The sequence below is a fragment of the Candidatus Sulfurimonas marisnigri genome (genome assembly GCF_015265475.1).
GTDB classification, from domain to species: domain Bacteria; phylum Campylobacterota; class Campylobacteria; order Campylobacterales; family Sulfurimonadaceae; genus Sulfurimonas; species Sulfurimonas marisnigri.
In genome coordinates, this window is the sequence record NZ_CP054493.1 from 492,026 (window position 1) to 509,888 (window position 17,863).

The window sequence follows — 17,863 nt, forward strand, 5'->3', positions numbered from 1 at the left end:
AAAAAAGTGCCAATACACAGCCCCATCACTTTTGTAGTTTATTATTAATCTTAATTTAAGAAAATTTCATTTATGTAATTAAAGTAGTTTGTATTACTCTCATTTAAAGGTATTATAACACATTAGTCAATAAAGACTTTGACACTATCTAATTACTTTTCCATCCGTGGAGACTATAGAGTTTTTACTAACCGCTGTAAGATCGCTCATCCTAGTCTCAAGTTTTGTTAGTAACTCTTGTTTACTTGTTGCAGTTGATGAATTTATCATAGAGATAGTACATGTTAGATGCATATCAGATTTAAAAGTGATTTCTCCAATATTGTTTTTAATATATTTTGCCATATCATCAAGGTTATCTTTGGCAATTTGAGGGCACAAAATCATAAACATATCACCACTCCACCTGGATAAAACATCTTTATCACGTATTGATTGTTTAAGCACGATTGATATTTTTTTAATTGCATTTTCTGATTCCTTCATTCCATGTATCTTTGTAAATGAGTTGAATTGATCTATATCAATGTAGATTAAGGAGAATGAACCTTTGCCATCTATCTCAAGCTTTTTTAAACTACTATTAATAATGGAAGTCATATGCATTTTATTATATGTTTTTGTTAGTGGATCAGTTGAGAGGGCTTCAGCAAGCTTTGACATTTTATCTTTTAGTATATTTTGAAGATTTATGTTTTTAATTTCTTTTTCTATTCTCGCTAGAAGTTCCTCAGGAATAAAAGGTTTTGAGATATAGTCAGAAGCACCAATTTCAAATAAATATCCAATTACATCAGGTTTAGTTAATGCTGTGTGAAAGATAACAGGGATATTTGAAGTTTGTTTATATTTTTTTAACTGTTCAATTGTTTCATATCCATCCATGACAGGCATTTCAACATCAAGAATTATTAAATTAGGTTTGTTTTTATAAATATAATTAATCGCATCTTTTCCATTTGATGTAGATGTTACGTTGTATCCCTCTTCTTCTAGCAAGTTAGTGAGCATAGCAGTGATAGATCTGCTATCGTCAACAATATGAACTGTATAGTCACTATAGTTTATTACATTAATATTTATTATTTCTTCAATCAAAATTAACCTTTTTTGTTATAAAGTATATTTTATATAAAACTTACTTTGAAGTAGATTTTATATAAATTTTTTTAAAACAAGATCTAAATTTGAAAATTTTTAACTATTTTTTTGAATTACATAGAACTAATAACTGATCAATGGTATTGGTTGTTATGTTAAACATATGGTAGAATAATGCCAATAATCCAGCAGTAAAGATTAGCCTATGATAAATGTAAAATATTTAAGCGAACGTAATATTCTAACTGTTTTAAGAATTGCCCCTATCATAGCGGTACCTTTAGTAGTTGGTCTTATTATATTTACGCTTTATATAAATAATCAAAATAGAAACATTAAAGATATTGAAACCTTAAAAAATGATTTTATCAAATCTGAAAAAAAATTCATTCAAAATGAAGTTTTAAAAACCAGGGAGTTAATTCAGATTAAACAAGACAGCAGTAGAGCTAGGTTAAAAAAGAGAATTCGTTCTCAAGTTTATGAAGGTTATGCCATAGCCAATAGCATTTACCAGAATAACAAAGATAAAAAATCTGCTAAAGAGATTCAGCATCTTATTGTTGATGCTTTAATCAATGTAAGATTTTTTGATGGTAGAGGTTACTATTTTATAAACAATAATAATGGGAAAGCTGTCTTGTTTAGTGGAAAATCAAAACTAGATATGGAGCTGAATCTTTCCTCGTGGGAGGATATTAAAGGAAATCATATTCTCCAAGATCAAATTGATGTTATAAGAAGTAAAGGAGAGGGCTTCAATACAAAATTTCACAGAAAATTAGATATTGGAGATACTAAAGATACTAAAGAGTATGAAAAAATAAGTTTTGTTAAAAATTTTGCGCCATATGATTGGCATATTGGTACGGGGGACTACCTGTATAATGAACAAAGAACAATTCAAGAAGAGATATTAGAAGAAATGACTGCTATTGGTAAATTGAAAGAAACATCTAATGAAACTAGTAATTATATGATTATTATGCATGTAAAAGGCAATACTTTATATCATTCGGACAGTAATCTTATTAACACAAATGCCGATGATTTTAAAGATACAAATGGTAGATCTGTAGGAAAAGAAATTCTTAATATGCGATCTGCTTCTTACATGAAATATTTTTATAAAAATCCGACAACAGGCAGAATGTCTGAAAAGATAAGTTATTTTGTTTATATTCCCAAGTGGGAGTGGTTAGTAGGCTCTGATTTCTACATTGATAAAATGAAAGAGGTTTTAGATAAAGAAACAAAAAAACTAGAAACGTTAAACGAATCAAACCTCTTTTATATCAGTTTTTTTGGTCTTATAGTTTTTTTCATTTCAATTTTCATTTCAATTTTTATTTCTAAGACCATTAAAAATATATTTGATCTCTATCAAAATAAGATAACCAATCAAGTTAACGAATTGAAAAACTTAAATGCAACACTAGAGAGTCGTGTAGTAGAAGCAATCAAGGATGTGAAGCAAAAAGACGAACAACTCCTACAGCATGTAAGATTAGCTCAGATGGGAGAGATGATTAGTATGATTGCCCATCAATGGAGACAACCACTGGGGGCTATCTCTGCAACATCAATAAACCTTAGGATGCGGATAATGCTAGAGGCATTTGATTTGAATAAAGAGGAAGGAAGAAAAGAGTGTCAAGCATATTTTACTGATGGCCTTAAAGATATCGAGATATTTACTCAAAGTCTTACGACTACAATTGATGACTTTAAAAATTTCTATAAACCAAATAAGCAAGCTGATTTAGTCTCATTTTATGAGCCTGTTAGCAAAGCACTTAATATTATTAGAGGGTCTCTTATATCTGATGGAATAGAGATAGTTGAACCATGCATTACATGTAATAATAAGAGGGCAAAAATATATACTAATGAGCTGATGCAAGTCATCTTAAATATTTTAAAAAATGCACAAGACAACTTCAAAGAAAAAAAGATAAAAGATCCAGAGATAACTATTACGTGCAAATGTGATAGTGATGATAAGATTATTCTAGATATTTGTGATAACGGAGGAGGAATACCTGAAGAGATTATAGATAAAATATTTGACCCTTATTTCTCAACAAAAAATGAATTAAATGGGACAGGGCTAGGACTTTATATGTCTAAGACTATTGTGGAAGAACATCATAATGGAAATTTACTTGTAAATAATTCTAAAGATGGAGTTTGTTTTACAATTGAGTTGGCGCAGAGATGAAAGATAAATACAAGTAAATCCAGCCAAATTAATAGCTAGTTTACAGATTTTCAAACTACAGTGTGGTATAGATACTATCCACTTTATTTGATAGATTTTATTTAATATGATATAATTTTATCTAACCTAATATAATCTTAAAAGGAATGTGATATGAAAAAAATTATTATTGGAATTGTTGTTTTAACTACAACTACAGCTTTGATGGCAGGCATAGACAGTGCAACTTGCATAGCTTGTCATGGTGCTGATTGGAGTAAGTCCCCTGATCGTAAGGCTAAACCCGTTTCTGAGATGACTCATGCGGAGATTGCTACTGCTCTTAAAGGTTATAAAACTGGCGATTGTGGTAGACCAATGAATAGGATGCAAGGTCAAGCATTAAAATATTCTGATGCTGAGCTAGATGCTTTCGCGCAAACTATTGGTAAATAGTATTACATGAATTGCCCTTTATGGCAATTCCAGAGTCATTTGCACACTTAAAAATCAAAATACAATAAAAGTGGCTTAGGTTCTTAATTTTATTTATTTAGTTTTCCCTCTGCTTCATTAATAGCTTATAACTATAAAGTAAAGAAACTTTTATAAACAACAATTAGTTTTTTATAAGTATGCTTATTTTTCTTATAACAACTATACTTTCATAATTTAATAATCAAAAGGAAACACTTTATGTATACAGTACAAATGGAACAAGAATGTGAATGTTTTAAAAAAAGTGAATACTCAAATAATAATACATTTAAAACACAGCAGGATGCATATAATTATTCAAATATTGTAGCTGAACTTATGAATGAAGAATTCTGTGGTCAACATACTTTCTATTCCCAAAGAGCTGAAGGTGATAACTTTGTAATTAGAGTGGCTATAAATGCTACTGCTGTCTCTGGTTGTAGCACTGGTGTTAGTTGTGATGTTGGTTGTGGCTCTACTGATGATTGGTCTCTTGAATCTACTGCTGACGCTAATAATGACAGCTGTGGTACTGGCTGTGGCTGCTCTTAAGTTGTAGGCTCACAATATTTGAATGCATTAAGGAGCTAATGCATAGATTTTACCAAAAAGTGTTCAGTATTTTTACTAAGTATGGATTTGTGACTCACTAAGAAACGCTACTAAAGAGTGGCATCGAATAGGCAGTTCAATCCGCCTATTCATGCTAAAGATCATAGTAATTCTTTTACATAATCATTTATATCATCGCGAATGACATCTCGAACATTGATTGGCTTTCTATCTTCATTTAAGGTAACAAAGGTAAAAATTGCGTTTGTCACACTGTACTCTTCATGTGATTGTTTACAACGTACCATTACATTTACATTTATCTGTATGGAGGTGTTACCAACTTTTATAATCTCTGTATAGATTGTAACTATATCGCCATTCCTGATAGGCTTCAAAAAATGTAAATCTGTTACAGATATAGTAACAGCCCCCGAGTTTACAATATCTTCTACCGCGATAGAAGCCGCCTTATCCATCTTAGCCATAATCCAACCACCAAAAACGGTTCCTGAATGATTTAAATCACTTGGATATGCTCTTCCTCTTAATGATATTTGCTTCATAACCTCAATCCTTTTTGTTATATTGAGCTCTATATATTCTAGAATATTATATACGTATTATTAAAATATCTGTGTATTTACTGTATATAAATTAATCATACTCTAGATTATTATAGTGTAGTTGAAAATAATTTAAGTAGTAGAAATAGTGCATGTTCAAGAAAAAATCAAGTTATCTTTATAAGTAGTTGTTTTGTGCATAAAACACTATTCAAAGCGGGTAGCTAATAGGCATACTTTAAAATAAATATGCCTATTTATAGAAACTACATTCCTAAATAAGGTTTTAAAACTTCAGGAATATCTATACTTCCATCTTCGTTTTGATTATTTTCCATAATAGCTACTAAAGTTCTGCCAACAGCTAAAGAAGAGCCGTTTAACGTATGAACAAAAGAGTTTTTCTTTCCATCTTTGAAGCGTATTTTTGCACATCTTGCTTGGAACTCTCTTGTGTTTGAGATAGAAGAGATTTGACGGTAAGTTGCTTGTCCTGGTAACCAAACGGCAGTGGATATACTTCTTATGTACATGTACCAAAGTGTTAGTATACAAATAGTTTGACTAAGATTATTTAGTTTATGATTATAGTTTTGGCAGTATATAGGCAGTTACTATTGGGTTTTTAATGGTATTTTCTTATAAAGAATTATTTTAGATTAGGATTCCAAAATCCTTTAAGGTTTGTGGAACTTTGCAGTTTTTACTTTTTGAACACTTTGTGGAACATGGAAAACTAATATGAGTGCTTCGTGTTCCAAAAATAAGAAGTTATGAGGTTTAAGTTTAGTGTGACTTCGGATGCTGGAATTTCATCGAGATAGACTCTGAATGGCACCGAATAATTGTAATGATTAGTCTTTAATACTGTGTAGAATAACTTTATGAAAGTTGTTAATTAAAAAGCCAACATTGGCTTACCCGGTCGGCAATAATTTACATTGTAGAAGATGCTTTTTCATCAAAATATGGTTCATTTTTGTACTATATTTAAACTTGCTGGCAGTACAGGAGAGAATTGATAAAATCAATCTTTAGCTACATAAATCAACACATCACAGGGAGATGTTTTTAAGATATATGAAGCAACGCTTCCCAATAATGCTTTAAGTCCTGCAGTGCCCTGTGAACCTATAACTACAAGATCGTAAGAGTCTTTTTTTATGTATTGAAGTATTACTTTTTTATAATCTAGCTTTCCATCCATCACTTTTCCTTTTTCAGCAGAGACATCTTTTATGAAATCCTTCATCTCTTTTGTAGCACGAACTTTCGCCATTTTATTAGAGTGTTCTAAATCATATCCATATGGGATGTATGGACCTTTTATATCGATTGTCTCGTAGGTGTGAATTACACTTATTTTTGCTTTTGGAAAAATATTTTTTGCAATCAAGATACTCTGTTTTGATTGTGTTTCGAAATCTGTTGGAGCTAATATATCTTGATAGTTACCTTCGACATTCTTCTTGACAATTAAAACTGGCGAATGACTTTGATTTACTACTTTTTGTGCGGTTGTTCCCAGCAAATTTTTTCCGCCTTTTGACTTACTGTGCACCCCTATAATAATCATATCTGCTTTATATGACTTTGCTGCATGAAGTATCACATCATCAGCATCACCTTCTTTTACAGAGACTGAACAAGTTATCTTGCCATCTGTATTCAGTCCTTTTATCTTTTTCTCTATCTTTTCTTTAACGCCACTCTTATCAATGGAAATTTCACCTCTATTAAAATAGTTTGGCATAGCCAACCAAGGTATTTGTATAGCATGAATAACAAATAATTGAGCCTTATTCTCTCTTGCCAACATAAATGCTCTTTTTAAAACATTATTTGATTTTTCTAAAATATCTATTCCGACAACAATTCTTTTTAGCGTTTTCATCATATACCTTTCTTTTTTCTTTCTTTAATACATACATTCTTTAGATTTCTCTAGCTTACTCTTTTTTTATTAAAAGGAACATCTTTTTTGTGGCCATTTAATGATTAAAGAATTTTTATATCCCGATTTTTCCAATATTTTTAAACTTTTATCGGCCTCTATTTTGTATCTGTTTAAGAAATAATAGGACATATTCGATATACTGATAATATAAAATGATAGGAGGGGGTAGTACTCTGCTGATCACAACACTTTTAATTAATACAAGAGATTTTTTATGACAAACGATCAAGTTATAGTTATTGCTGTGCTATTTGCTACTATGGTCATCTTCCTTTGGGGACGTTGGCGTCATGACTTGGTTGCAATGAGTGCTTTGCTGGTTTGCGTAGTCACGGGTCTAGTACCTGGTAATGAAGCTTTTTCCGGGTTTGCTCACCCGGCAGTAATTACGGTGGCCTGTGTGCTCGTACTCGGTCATGGCCTGTTGATTTCCGGTGCGATTGATATACTATCCCAACGATTCATTCCAACCTCTGCAGGACCAACTGTTAGTATTTTTGCACTCATCGGTTTGGCCGCCCTGTTGTCGGCTTTCATGAACAATGTTGGCGCCTTAGCCGTTCTCATGCCTGTGGCTATTCAGATGGCTGCCAAGCAGAACCTGCCTCCGGGTAAAATTCTTATGCCACTGGCCTTTGGCTCAATTCTTGGTGGCATGACCACACTCATCGGGACTCCGCCCAACCTGATCGTTTCCGAGTTCAGAGCGACCACAGGAATGGAAAGCTTCAGTATATTTGACTTTACTCCTGTCGGTCTTGCAGTCGCTGCCTTTGGCATTGTTTTTGTCGGGCTTATCGGCTGGCGATTGGTACCCACACGAGAACAGGCGGATACTGGCAGCTTTGACAGTGCCAAATATCTTAGTGAAGTTCGTATTGTTGAAGGCAGTAAAGCGGTGAATAAGCGCTTGCGTGAAGTTGAGCAAATGCTGGATGAAGCCGATGCTCAGATTCTCAGCATGATACGCAATGATGTCCATATTTCTATACCAAATCCCTGGCGGGTATTAGAGGAAGGCGATATCCTGCTTATTGAAGTCGAGCCAGAGTCACTATCATCCGTACTTTCAAGCCTGGGCCTCAAGCTGGAAGAGGATTTAGTGTTAGCCGATGCAGAGAAGGGCAACACCGAAGAAGAAGTGGAGCCACTGCAAGCTGAGACGGGAACAATCAGCGAGGCTAATAATGAGAAAAACAATAGTGATAAGCATAAATCATCAGAGGTGCTAATTCAGGAACTGGTAGTAAAGCCAAATGCAATTTTGATCGGCCGCTCGGCCTTAGCTCTTGACCTGCGAGCCAGATACGGTATTAGCCTATTGGCTATATCGAGAGAGGGTCATCGTTCGATTCAACGCTTAAGTTCTATTTCCATCAAGGCTGGTGATGTGTTACTTATGCAAGGAACACCTGAGGCAATTGCCAGTTTTGCCTCCTTATTCGGCTGTCTGCCGCTTGCTCCACGTGACATCCTGGTTCCCAAAAATGGACAGGCACTTATCGCTTCATTAATCATAGCTATTACAGTTGGCGCTACTGTATTAGGTCTATTCCCGGTGCCCGTGTTGTTCGCCGGTGCAGTGTTTGCCTATATCATGCTGGGTATCGTGCCGCTTCGATCTGTATACACAACTATCGATTGGCCGGTGATTGTGTTGTTAGCAGCGATGCTCCCGGTTGCCGGTGCTGTCGCCTCTACTGGTGCAGCTGACGCGATTGCACATTTTTTGCTGGATAATGTAACACAGGGGAATGCTATCCTTGGGCTGATAACACTGCTAGTGGTTACTATGTTTCTTTCCGACCTGGTGAACAATGCTGCCACGGCAGCGGTAATGTGCCCAATTGCAATCAGTACCGCGGCTCAACTCGAGGTAAATCCCGATGCCTTTTTAATGGCTATTGCAGTGGGAGCTTCCTGTGCTTTTTTGACACCTATCGGTCACCAAAACAATACCCTGATCCTTGGACCAAGCGGCTTTCGTTTTGGCGATTACTGGCGCATGGGACTACTGCTGGAAATCATTGTTGTAGCAGTAAGTGTACCCGCAATACTATGGGTCTGGCCACTATGATGTCGGAAAATGGGGCTTAATGAAAAATTTGGGCTCCTAAATAATTATTTATTCTTATAATTTACCAGGTAGTCATCTACTATTTTAAGTTTCAAACTCTTACTAAATCCATTGTGTATTTTTAAAAGTTTTTTAATAGGAGAAAACACTCCGCCATCTAATGCATTTGTAGTGTTGTTAATAACTATATTTTTTTCATTCTTATACGTAAAAAGTTATGGAAGATGTGTTGTTAAGCTTTTTGTATGCTGATACAAGTTTTTGATGAGTAAATGATTCTTTTAAAGTTTCAGGTTTAACAGTTTTCTCTGCTAAAAAATCTCTATGCTTTTCATACCATTCATTAAGTTTTTTTGTAAAAATAGTTTGAGTTGTTGATGTCAGGTTGTACATAATTTTTTGAAGATCTTTACCGGCTTCTAGTCTTGGATGCATTGTGATATATCTTTGTATAACTTTCTTTTGATGAAAGTGACACATTTGTACTGGATAATCTTTAAAAGCCTTGTATAAGCCTCTTTTTCCATATGAATGTTTTAGGAGCCCAAATTTTTCATTAAGCCCAATATGGTGATAGTAGAATAACTCAACCAACAAAGAGCGAATCTATGGATATTGTAAAAATTAAAGGTGGAAAGAATATTTCATTAATCGCAGGTGAAATTGATATAGTGAAATTAAGAAAGTTTCAATCTAAAACATATGATTTACAAATGAAGGAACAATATAAAAATCCTTTTAATAGTTTTAAACTGACTCCACCTAATTTTAAAATTTCTAAATTTCGTAAAAAATAAAACACAATAAAAAATACCACTAAAAATGTGGCAGTAAATAGGCAGTATATACTGCCTATTTATAAAAAAAATATAATTATATTCCTAAATAAGGTTTTAAAACTTCAGGTATATCTATTGAACCATCTTCGTTTTGGAAGTTTTCCATAATAGCTACTAAAGTTCTGCCAACAGCTAAAGATGAGCCGTTTAGTGTGTGAACAAAAGAATTTTTCTTTCCATCTTTATAACGGATTTTTGCACGTCTAGCTTGGAACTCTCTTGTGTTTGATACAGATGATATCTCACGGTAAGTTGCTTGACCAGGTAACCACACCTCTATATCAACTGTATTGGCCGCACTGAAACCTAAATCTCCAGTACATAGTGTTACTAGGCGGTGAGGAAGCTCAAGCGCAGTTAAAATATCAGATGCACATGTAACCATCTCACTAAATATTTCATCACTTTGTTCAGGTTTTGCTAGAGTGACAAGTTCTACTTTGTGAAACTGATGCTGTCTAATCATGCCTCTTGTATCACGCCCTGCAGCTCCAGCCTCTTTTCTAAAACATGATGTATAAGCTGTCATTTTGATTGGTAGTTTATCTTCAGGAAGTATCTCATCCTGGTAGAGGTTGGTTACAGGAACTTCTGCAGTAGGAATTAAAAATAACTCTTGGCCTTGCATTTTGTATAAGTCATCTTCAAACTTAGGAAGTTGCCCGGTTCCCTCTAGCGCAGCTCTGTTTACAAGTGCTGGAACACTAACTTCTTCAAAGCCTCTTTGGCGATTAAAGTCAAGCATAAAGTTTATAAGTGCACGCTCTAATCTTGCCCCCATACCAAAGCTTACACTAAAACGGCTAGTTGCAAGTTTAACGCCGCGTTCAAAGTCTATCCAGCCATTTTTCTCAGCTAGTTCCCAATGCTCTTTGGGTGTAAAGCTAAACTCTTTTGGCATTAAAACTTTTCTTATCTCTATATTGTCATTTTCGTCAGCGCCATCTGGAACATTATCATCCGGTATATTTGGGATACTCATGGCAAGAGTCTCTAACTCTTCTTGTTTAACTCTTTGAATCTCTAACGCCTCAGTTATTTTTATTTTATTTGCATCAACTTTAGCCTTAAGTGCACCAACATCTTTGCCTTCTCGTTTATAAACTCCAAACTCTTTACTCATACTATTTTGAGCTGCTTGAAGTGTTTCAAAATCTGATTTTGCTAACTTTAGTTCTTCATTTTTAGTTTTTAAATTTTCAATAAGTTTAGCATCAACACCTTTGCGCATTAACTTTGCACTAACGACATCAAAATCTTTTTGTAATAATTTTAAATCAATCATAATCTTCCTATTTTATATTAATATGTCACGAGCAAGTTGAAATTGGTTAGCTGTCATCAAGTGAATCTTTGGATGAAGTTTTTTAACATCATCAAAAAGCTTTTTACTAAGTTCAAATCCAACTCTGTACTCTTCTTGAGCACCTTCTAGATTAGCTTCTCTAAGTGCTTCGAGCCAAGAGCCTGGCACATTTATTCCAGGCACATGAGCAGACAAAAATTGTGCAGTACGTAGCTTAGTTATAGGAAATAGACCAATAATCAGCTCCCCTTTTTTATCTTCAGAACAACACTCAGCATTTGCTGCATCTCGAAGTTCTAAAAGCTGCAAAGCATTTTCTATGTCATAAACAGGTTGAGTGATAATCCCAATTGCTCCATGTTTTATCTTTTTTTGTATCTTCTTTTGAAGTGTTTTTGGATTTTTTGCATATGAGTTGACAACTGCAAAAGGGTAGAGTGTTTTAGGTTTTACTGTAAGTGGTTTACCTGCATAATTTATACCACTGTTAAAACAAGATATGATGTCTAGTAAAAGAGAACTGTCCCCTTCAAATACACCTTTTGCATGTGGCTGGTCAGATATTGTCGCAGGGTCACCTGTAAGTGCTAGTATGGCTCTAATATCTACTTCATTTGCACCTAAGAGGTCTGATTGTAGAGCAATTTTGTTTCTATCTCGCATGCTCATAGTTGCAATAACTGGTTTATTAAATCTATCCTGCAATATTTTGGCTGCAAAAAGAGCGTTATATTTTAGTTTAGCCAGCGGGTTGTCAGTCGTTGTAAAACCATCTACTAGTTTGTCAAGTTCTAACTCTGCAATCTTATCTACTGTTGGAGTGAAAACAGGGGAGTGACCAGGTGTGGTTTCTAGTGTAATATATGTATCATTTTTTAATTTATTTATCAGTTCATCAAACAAAAAAAGTCCTGCGTCTTGGTATTGTTAAGTGCACTAATAAATCAAATGTAACTAAGTTTTTAGTTAGCGCGGGTATAATTGCGACATTATAACTAAAGAGAGAAAAATATATGTTAAAACTAGCCGTTTTTGATTTTGATTCTACGCTTATGGATGGTGAGACTATTGATTTTTTTGCAGAAGAACTTGGACTTGGTGAAAAGGTTAGTAAAATAACCGAGGCAGCAATGAGTGGCGAGTTAGATTTTTTTGAATCACTTCAGCAAAGAGTGAGTCTTTTAAAAGGTCTTGACTTCAGCATTGTTGAAAAGATTAGCCACAATCTGCCCTACATGCCAGGTGCTAAAGAGACAATAGCAAAGCTTAAAAAAAGAGGTATGACTGTAGTATGTTTTAGTGGTGGGTTTAGGACTGCTACAAGCTATGCTAAGGATATCTTGGGTTATGATGCTGACTTTTCAAATGCTTTACATGTCAAAGATGGAAAGCTTACCGGACTTGTCGGTGGTGACATGATGTTTAACTTCTCAAAAGGTGACATGTTGGTAAGACTTCAAAATATTCTTGGGGTAAGCGAAGATGAGACGCTTGTGTGTGGTGATGGCGCAAATGATTTATCTATGTTTGCTCATGCCCGAACAAGAGTGGCTTTTTGCGCAAGAGAGATTTTGAAAAAAGAAGCTAATATTATAATAGAAACAAAAGATTTAACACAAATATTAAAAGAGTTGAATTAACTCTTTTTTGGCGAGGCCAAAGCTTCAGTGAATGAATATAATCTGGACTTTGTTCGGATTGTATGAGAAATAAATAATAGGGATATATAATGCTTGAAAATAGTATCTGGAGACAGTATAACGGCGAGAATAGTTTTAGAGAGAAGTTGGCAGAATTTTGTAAAATGACTACAGTCGATCTTATTTCAGATGATAAAGTACTTTATGCTTTACTTAAGGCAAAGCTTACTAAAAAAGAGATGAGACTGTTTGCCATGGACAGCGCAGGACTCGGTAATGATGAACTAAAATCTACTTTTTCATATAGTGATGAAGAGCTAGAGCAAGCTAAATTTAAACTATACAAAAAACTAAAACAGGACAAAGTTCGTCTAGATTTTAGATCTACTACAATAGAAGATTAAACTACTTTAGAATAATCTTGAAGGAGACCCTTCTGGATTTTTCTCTATCCTCTTTTTCATCAAGTATTACTCTCTTTGAAGAGTTAAGTCCGCTACCTTTAATTATGTTTGATAGCAAGTTTTGAGTCTTTATATCTTGTTTTTTAAACATATAAGCAAGTGTAGAAAAAGACCTATTCATAGATAATTTTTCATTTAATAAATAAGTGTTTGTAAAGTCTGCACCAGCCCATTCACTTGAAGTATGCCCATTGATTTCTAGTGTATTAATAAGCATTTTATTTACATGTAAAAAAGGGAGAAGTTTTTCGCCAAAACTTTTTAAAAACTTTTCTTGTTTGCCAGTTAGCTTATATTGAGCAGTTTTAAAATATAAACTTTTATCAATAAACATAATCGATAAATCTTCTTTAATAATTAGTTTATGAGAGTTTATTTCATCTTTGAATACTCTGCATAACTCTTTATAAAAATCAGTTGCTCTGGGTGCAGTTTGAGCTAGTGAAATATCTTTATTCAGCTTTACAAGCCACATGTTTGTCTCTTGGGAGTCTTTATCTGTATGTACCCCAACAGCAACTGCTTGAGAGTTGTGCAAGATAGTAAGAGCACTAAATTCATCATAGCTCTCTTCGCCAAAGTGTTCTTGTTGTAGCATATTGAACTCGCTATCTAAAAGCATTGCTAGACCATCTCTGTTATATGTATCACTTACATATCCAACGCCAATAAGTTTCGAGTCTGAATACTCTTTTATATCTTTTAAGGTACTAGCATATGTTGTATGGATTATTTTGTCTAATAAAATATTTTTTTGTATGTCAAACTTCATTAGCCTTATCTGCTGTTTATGCATATCATCTTCTTGACTAAGAGATATAACAAAGTTATTGTCTTTGAGTTGAATAATCTTATGTGGAGTTATAAGCTTTTCATTTCTGTAATGATCTAGCCAGATACTATCTCCATTCTCTGTTAATCTCATAATAGATATATTTTTGAACTTATCATGATTTGTTTGACTTAAAACAATAATAGAACCATCATTTGCTTCAGTTGCATCTATCCCTTTGTCATCATATTCAGTTCCAAATTTTTTACTCCATAGCTTGATTCCATCTTTTGAAAACCTACTTATATATATATCATTAAGACCAAGTCCACTTTCAAACAGTTTGTCATTTCTTGATCTTGTAGTTACTGAGGAACCAATAGCTAGGACACCACCATCTTTAAGCAATATTAGATTACTCATTTTGTCATAATTGCTTGTCCCAAATGTTTTTCTAAAGATAATATCACCATCTGAGTTAAGTTTTAGAATTAATAAAGAACCATCAAGAGTGTAACCACCAATATAGTATCCACTTTCTGGTGTTTTAAGTATAGAAACTGCTTCGTTGAAGTTATTAAGATTTATAGATTTTCTAAGTGTAATATTAGCTTGGTTATCTACTTTTACTAAATGTATTTGAGAACCATGAGTATTTGATATAGATGAGAGATAATCAAATGCATTAGTGTAAGTAGTTCCTTTCTTTGAGACAATACTTTTTTGTGTTTTGATAAATCCAACTGCACTTATAGTACGATCATAATTTTCTGTTACATCAAGCAACGTATTACTAAATGGTTCATCTACGACAATAGAGAACTCTTTTGTTTTTGCATAAAGGGAAGTTACGAGTATGATAATGGCTAAAATATAGTGCATGTGGGTACTTTTTTATTACTCTTGTAGCAAAAAATATTCCTAAATTAACAGTTATGATAATTTAAAAGAGAGAGTTGTATTTGTGAGTAGTGAAAAGTAGCAAAAAATATAAATATGGTTTTGCAATGCCCTGTTTAGGGCATTACATGAAAATTATCTTAAATTTTCAAATGGTGCAGTTACTACTGTCTTTCTTGTTACAGTGTATGGAACTAATGCTGCTGCACGAGCTCTTTTAATAACTGTTGAGATCATATCTTGGTGACGTTTACAGTTACCTGTTAAACGACGAGGCATGATTTTATATCTTTCTGAAAGTGAAAAACGTAGGGCTCCTACATCTTTATAATCCATAAAATCTACTTTTGCTTCACAATACTTACAAAATCTTTTTTTGTATTTTCTTCTTTCTGCCATGTTATTTCCTTTTGTTATCTATTTTCTAAAATGGTTATGTTTACCAAAAAAGTGTAAACAAGCTTTTAACCCTCTAGATTATGTTGATATTGATGGAATTGTACCTAATTTTTTTAAAAATGTAAACAATATGTATAAATTTGTAAATATATGGCATTTTTATTTACATTTTATATCGTAGTTAAGTTCCAAATAAATCTTGTGCAACTTTTAATTCAATAAACTTTTCTGTTGTTGATGTACTTTCAATCACGCTATAATAACTAAATGAATTGAACTCTCTGAACAATTAAAGAATTTTGCTTAACTGTCAATAGCGGAGTTAAATTCAGCAGTTTTTCGTAAGTCTTATCTAACTCTTTTATCTTTTCATTTGTATTAGGGTTGATAAAAGTAAAACCATTATCTCTATTTAAAACAACTAAACCACCATTTGGACTATTTACACTAAAAACATTATCATTGAAAGTCATCTTTTTAGATTTCGTATACTTCTTATCCATATGTATTTTTGGTAACACGGCACTCTCTGGTATCACTCTAAAACAGCCAGTAAATAGTAAAATAGGTAGTAAAGCTATTATCAAACTATTCATAACATTTCCTTCACACATCTTGTAATATGATATCGATATATATATGTAATTATAAGCTTAATACTATTTGTAATAGTAATTCAAATTGTAGTTTTCAAATATATATAAAGTTAATTTTATTGTGTTTATTTTATAGATGAAAGCACTACTCTTTCTATTTCTAGTAAATTATGCATAATTATATTCCTTGTGTAATCTTTGGAACCAGTATATTTAATTGATAAATACTTTTTACTTGCTATATTTTGTTTATGATATAATACTCTTAAATAAAAGTATTAAATATAAAAATAACTATTTAAACACTTAATAAGAAGTATTATGATTGAATTAAAAACACCGTCAGAAACAATAGATATATTGGTTGAAAACATAGAAAGAGCACGAAAGACAAAAAGGCTGAAACAATCTGATCTGTGCACTATGGCTGATATTTCTGTAACGGCATATCAAAATTTCATTTATAAAAAAAATACTAATCTAATAGCTCTAATCAAAATTATGCATGTTTTAAAAATGTGGAATAATTTAGAAGGGTTAATAGAATTCAAAGAACAACTAAGCATTCAAGATATTAGAGATATAAACAAGAAAAAAGAACTCCCAAAAAGGATCAGAAATGAAAAATGATTTTCTTGAGGTTGAAGCTTTTATATATGGAATGAAAATAGGAACACTTGTTATATATGAAGGTTTAGTGCACTTTGAATATGATGAGATGTTTCTTTTAAAAAACATTGATATATCACCACTAAAACTTAGCTTGTCAGATACCCAAGGGACTTATATAAATAAAGATAGTATAGATATTTATAAAGGATTAGCTGGAGTATTTTTTGATTCACTTCCAGATAAGCATGGGATGCCCTTCATTGATAGATATTTTGAGAAAAAAGGTTTTGCACTAAAAGATGTAACTATCCTGCATAAGCTTACCTTTATTGCAGACAGGGGTTTGGGTGCAATAGAGTATAGACCTAAAGAACATGATAATAATTTTGTTGTCGTAAATGAAATACAAAATGTAAAAAAATTAAGAGAAGATATTAGAGATACGCTTGGAGATAAAAAAGAATATACTATTGATTCTTTGATGAATATTATAGATAGTGCATCTCCGGTTGGGGGTGCAAGACCTAAGATGTTAATATCATTTAATCCTATTACTAATGCTATTAAATACAACAATACAAGCTTAGAAGATGGTTACATAAGATCCATTATTAAGTTTGATGAATTATATCCGAACGAAGATGGTGTTGATGAAAGCATTGGGCTGACTAAACTTGAATATGTCTATATGACTATGGCTAAAAATTGTGGAATAAATATAGCAACTATGCATTTGCACCAAAGAGATAATGAGACACATTTAATTTTAGAGCGTTTTGATAGAGATGCTAATGATAATAAAATACACAAATGTAGTGCATCAGGATTACTTCACAAAGATATAACGGTAGCTAAGGTAATGTCTTATGAGGAACTATTTTCTTTTACAAATAAAGTATGTGCTAAACAATCAAGTATTATAGAGTTGTATAAAAGAATGATTTTCAATGCCTTATCTTTAAATCTAGATGACCATGCGAAAAACTTTGAATTTATCATGGATAGAAAAGGTAATTGGGATTTGTCCCCTGCATTTGATATTACATTCTCCAAGGGAATTACAAAAGAGCACATGACAACTATTAACGGAAAAGGAATTGATTTTACTATTGAAGATTTTTTGAGTATTGCTAAAAAGAACTTAATCAGCGAGAGCGACGCAATGAAAATAATCAATGTGTGTTCAAAGGAGCTGACATCATTTAAAAATATCGCTGAGTCTATAGGGATAGAATCTGATGAAATAGAAAACTGTGAAAAAGAGATTAATTTTCAAGCTAAACTAATACGAGAAAATCAATCTCTGATGCAATTATAGAGACCGTAAAATAAACTGTGTAAACTGGAATGTTCCCTAAAAAGAGACCGTTACAAGTTTTGTGTCAGTAACCGGTAGTAATTA

The 17,863-nt window shown here is 32.9% G+C and carries 19 protein-coding genes; 9 read left to right on the top strand and 10 right to left on the bottom strand.

Annotation, left to right across the window (positions count from 1 at the left end):
• Positions 1–144 precede the first annotated feature (144 nt).
• Positions 145–1,098, bottom strand: coding sequence for a GGDEF domain-containing response regulator (locus HUE87_RS02570; protein ID WP_194367185.1), 954 nt, complete (start codon positions 1,096–1,098; stop codon positions 145–147).
• 208 nt (positions 1,099–1,306) lie between these two features.
• Here HUE87_RS02570 and HUE87_RS12615 point away from each other — a divergent pair, with 208 nt between their 5' ends.
• From HUE87_RS12615 to HUE87_RS02585, 3 genes are all read left to right on the top strand, one after another.
• Positions 1,307–3,322, top strand: a complete 2,016-nt coding sequence (locus HUE87_RS12615) for a sensor histidine kinase (protein ID WP_229855198.1) — start codon at positions 1,307–1,309, stop codon at positions 3,320–3,322.
• A 153-nt stretch (positions 3,323–3,475) separates the two neighbouring features.
• Positions 3,476–3,757: a c-type cytochrome gene (locus tag HUE87_RS02580; RefSeq protein ID WP_194367186.1), complete on the top strand. Its 282-nt coding sequence runs from the start codon at positions 3,476–3,478 to the stop codon at positions 3,755–3,757.
• A gap of 240 nt (positions 3,758–3,997) precedes the next feature.
• Positions 3,998–4,333 (top strand): hypothetical protein, encoded by a 336-nt coding sequence (locus tag HUE87_RS02585; protein WP_194367187.1) that lies wholly within the window; start codon positions 3,998–4,000, stop codon positions 4,331–4,333.
• Between the two features lie 161 nt (positions 4,334–4,494).
• Here HUE87_RS02585 and HUE87_RS02590 read toward each other — a convergent pair whose 3' ends face one another.
• The 3 genes from HUE87_RS02590 to HUE87_RS02600 all read right to left on the bottom strand — a co-directional run bounded on the left by HUE87_RS02590 (position 4,495) and on the right by HUE87_RS02600 (position 6,793).
• The gene (locus tag HUE87_RS02590; protein ID WP_194367188.1) at positions 4,495–4,899 is read right to left on the bottom strand and encodes an acyl-CoA thioesterase; all 405 of its coding nucleotides are present in this window, start codon (positions 4,897–4,899) and stop codon (positions 4,495–4,497) included.
• 266 nt (positions 4,900–5,165) lie between these two features.
• On the bottom strand, positions 5,166–5,510 hold the full coding sequence (locus tag HUE87_RS02595; protein ID WP_430732981.1) for an aminoacyl--tRNA ligase-related protein: 345 nt from the start codon (positions 5,508–5,510) through the stop codon (positions 5,166–5,168).
• Between the two features lie 416 nt (positions 5,511–5,926).
• On the bottom strand, positions 5,927–6,793 hold the full coding sequence (locus HUE87_RS02600; RefSeq protein ID WP_194367189.1) for a universal stress protein: 867 nt from the start codon (positions 6,791–6,793) through the stop codon (positions 5,927–5,929).
• A 277-nt stretch (positions 6,794–7,070) separates the two neighbouring features.
• Between HUE87_RS02600 and HUE87_RS02605 the strand changes: the two genes are divergently transcribed.
• A complete protein-coding gene (locus tag HUE87_RS02605; protein ID WP_194367190.1) occupies positions 7,071–8,933 on the top strand; it encodes an SLC13 family permease in 1,863 nt (620 codons plus the stop codon).
• Between the two features lie 201 nt (positions 8,934–9,134).
• Here the strand turns inward: HUE87_RS02605 and HUE87_RS02610 are convergent, their stop codons facing one another.
• A complete protein-coding gene (locus tag HUE87_RS02610) occupies positions 9,135–9,527 on the bottom strand; it encodes a hypothetical protein (protein WP_194367191.1) in 393 nt (130 codons plus the stop codon).
• A gap of 14 nt (positions 9,528–9,541) precedes the next feature.
• Between HUE87_RS02610 and HUE87_RS02615 the strand changes: the two genes are divergently transcribed.
• Positions 9,542–9,730, top strand: coding sequence for a hypothetical protein (locus HUE87_RS02615; protein WP_194367192.1), 189 nt, complete (start codon positions 9,542–9,544; stop codon positions 9,728–9,730).
• 76 nt (positions 9,731–9,806) lie between these two features.
• On the opposite strand, the gene serS is transcribed toward HUE87_RS02615, so the two are convergent.
• Together serS and HUE87_RS02625 are read right to left on the bottom strand one after the other, a co-directional pair.
• The gene (gene serS / locus HUE87_RS02620; protein WP_194367193.1) at positions 9,807–11,057 is read right to left on the bottom strand and encodes a serine--tRNA ligase; all 1,251 of its coding nucleotides are present in this window, start codon (positions 11,055–11,057) and stop codon (positions 9,807–9,809) included.
• Between the two features lie 12 nt (positions 11,058–11,069).
• The gene (locus HUE87_RS02625) at positions 11,070–11,981 is read right to left on the bottom strand and encodes a methylenetetrahydrofolate reductase (RefSeq protein ID WP_194367194.1); all 912 of its coding nucleotides are present in this window, start codon (positions 11,979–11,981) and stop codon (positions 11,070–11,072) included.
• A 110-nt stretch (positions 11,982–12,091) separates the two neighbouring features.
• Between HUE87_RS02625 and serB the strand changes: the two genes are divergently transcribed.
• Together serB and HUE87_RS02635 are read left to right on the top strand one after the other, a co-directional pair.
• Positions 12,092–12,718 (top strand): phosphoserine phosphatase SerB, encoded by a 627-nt coding sequence (serB, locus tag HUE87_RS02630; RefSeq protein ID WP_194367195.1) that lies wholly within the window; start codon positions 12,092–12,094, stop codon positions 12,716–12,718.
• A gap of 89 nt (positions 12,719–12,807) precedes the next feature.
• A complete protein-coding gene (locus HUE87_RS02635; protein ID WP_194367196.1) occupies positions 12,808–13,122 on the top strand; it encodes a hypothetical protein in 315 nt (104 codons plus the stop codon).
• Between the two features lies 1 nt (position 13,123).
• Here the strand turns inward: HUE87_RS02635 and HUE87_RS02640 are convergent, their stop codons facing one another.
• From HUE87_RS02640 to HUE87_RS02650, 3 genes are all read right to left on the bottom strand, one after another.
• Positions 13,124–14,836 (bottom strand): hypothetical protein, encoded by a 1,713-nt coding sequence (locus tag HUE87_RS02640; RefSeq protein ID WP_194367197.1) that lies wholly within the window; start codon positions 14,834–14,836, stop codon positions 13,124–13,126.
• A 153-nt stretch (positions 14,837–14,989) separates the two neighbouring features.
• Positions 14,990–15,253, bottom strand: a complete 264-nt coding sequence (rpsR, locus tag HUE87_RS02645) for a 30S ribosomal protein S18 (RefSeq protein ID WP_194367198.1) — start codon at positions 15,251–15,253, stop codon at positions 14,990–14,992.
• A 263-nt stretch (positions 15,254–15,516) separates the two neighbouring features.
• Positions 15,517–15,849 (bottom strand): hypothetical protein, encoded by a 333-nt coding sequence (locus HUE87_RS02650; RefSeq protein WP_194367199.1) that lies wholly within the window; start codon positions 15,847–15,849, stop codon positions 15,517–15,519.
• A 321-nt stretch (positions 15,850–16,170) separates the two neighbouring features.
• Here HUE87_RS02650 and HUE87_RS02655 point away from each other — a divergent pair, with 321 nt between their 5' ends.
• Both HUE87_RS02655 and HUE87_RS02660 read left to right on the top strand, forming a co-directional pair.
• On the top strand, positions 16,171–16,479 hold the full coding sequence (locus HUE87_RS02655) for a hypothetical protein (protein ID WP_194367200.1): 309 nt from the start codon (positions 16,171–16,173) through the stop codon (positions 16,477–16,479).
• Entirely contained in the window at positions 16,469–17,779 is a 1,311-nt protein-coding gene (locus HUE87_RS02660) for a type II toxin-antitoxin system HipA family toxin (protein WP_194367201.1), read from the top strand. Before HUE87_RS02655 ends, HUE87_RS02660 begins: the two co-directional genes overlap by 11 nt.
• Positions 17,780–17,863: the final 84 nt, after the last annotated feature.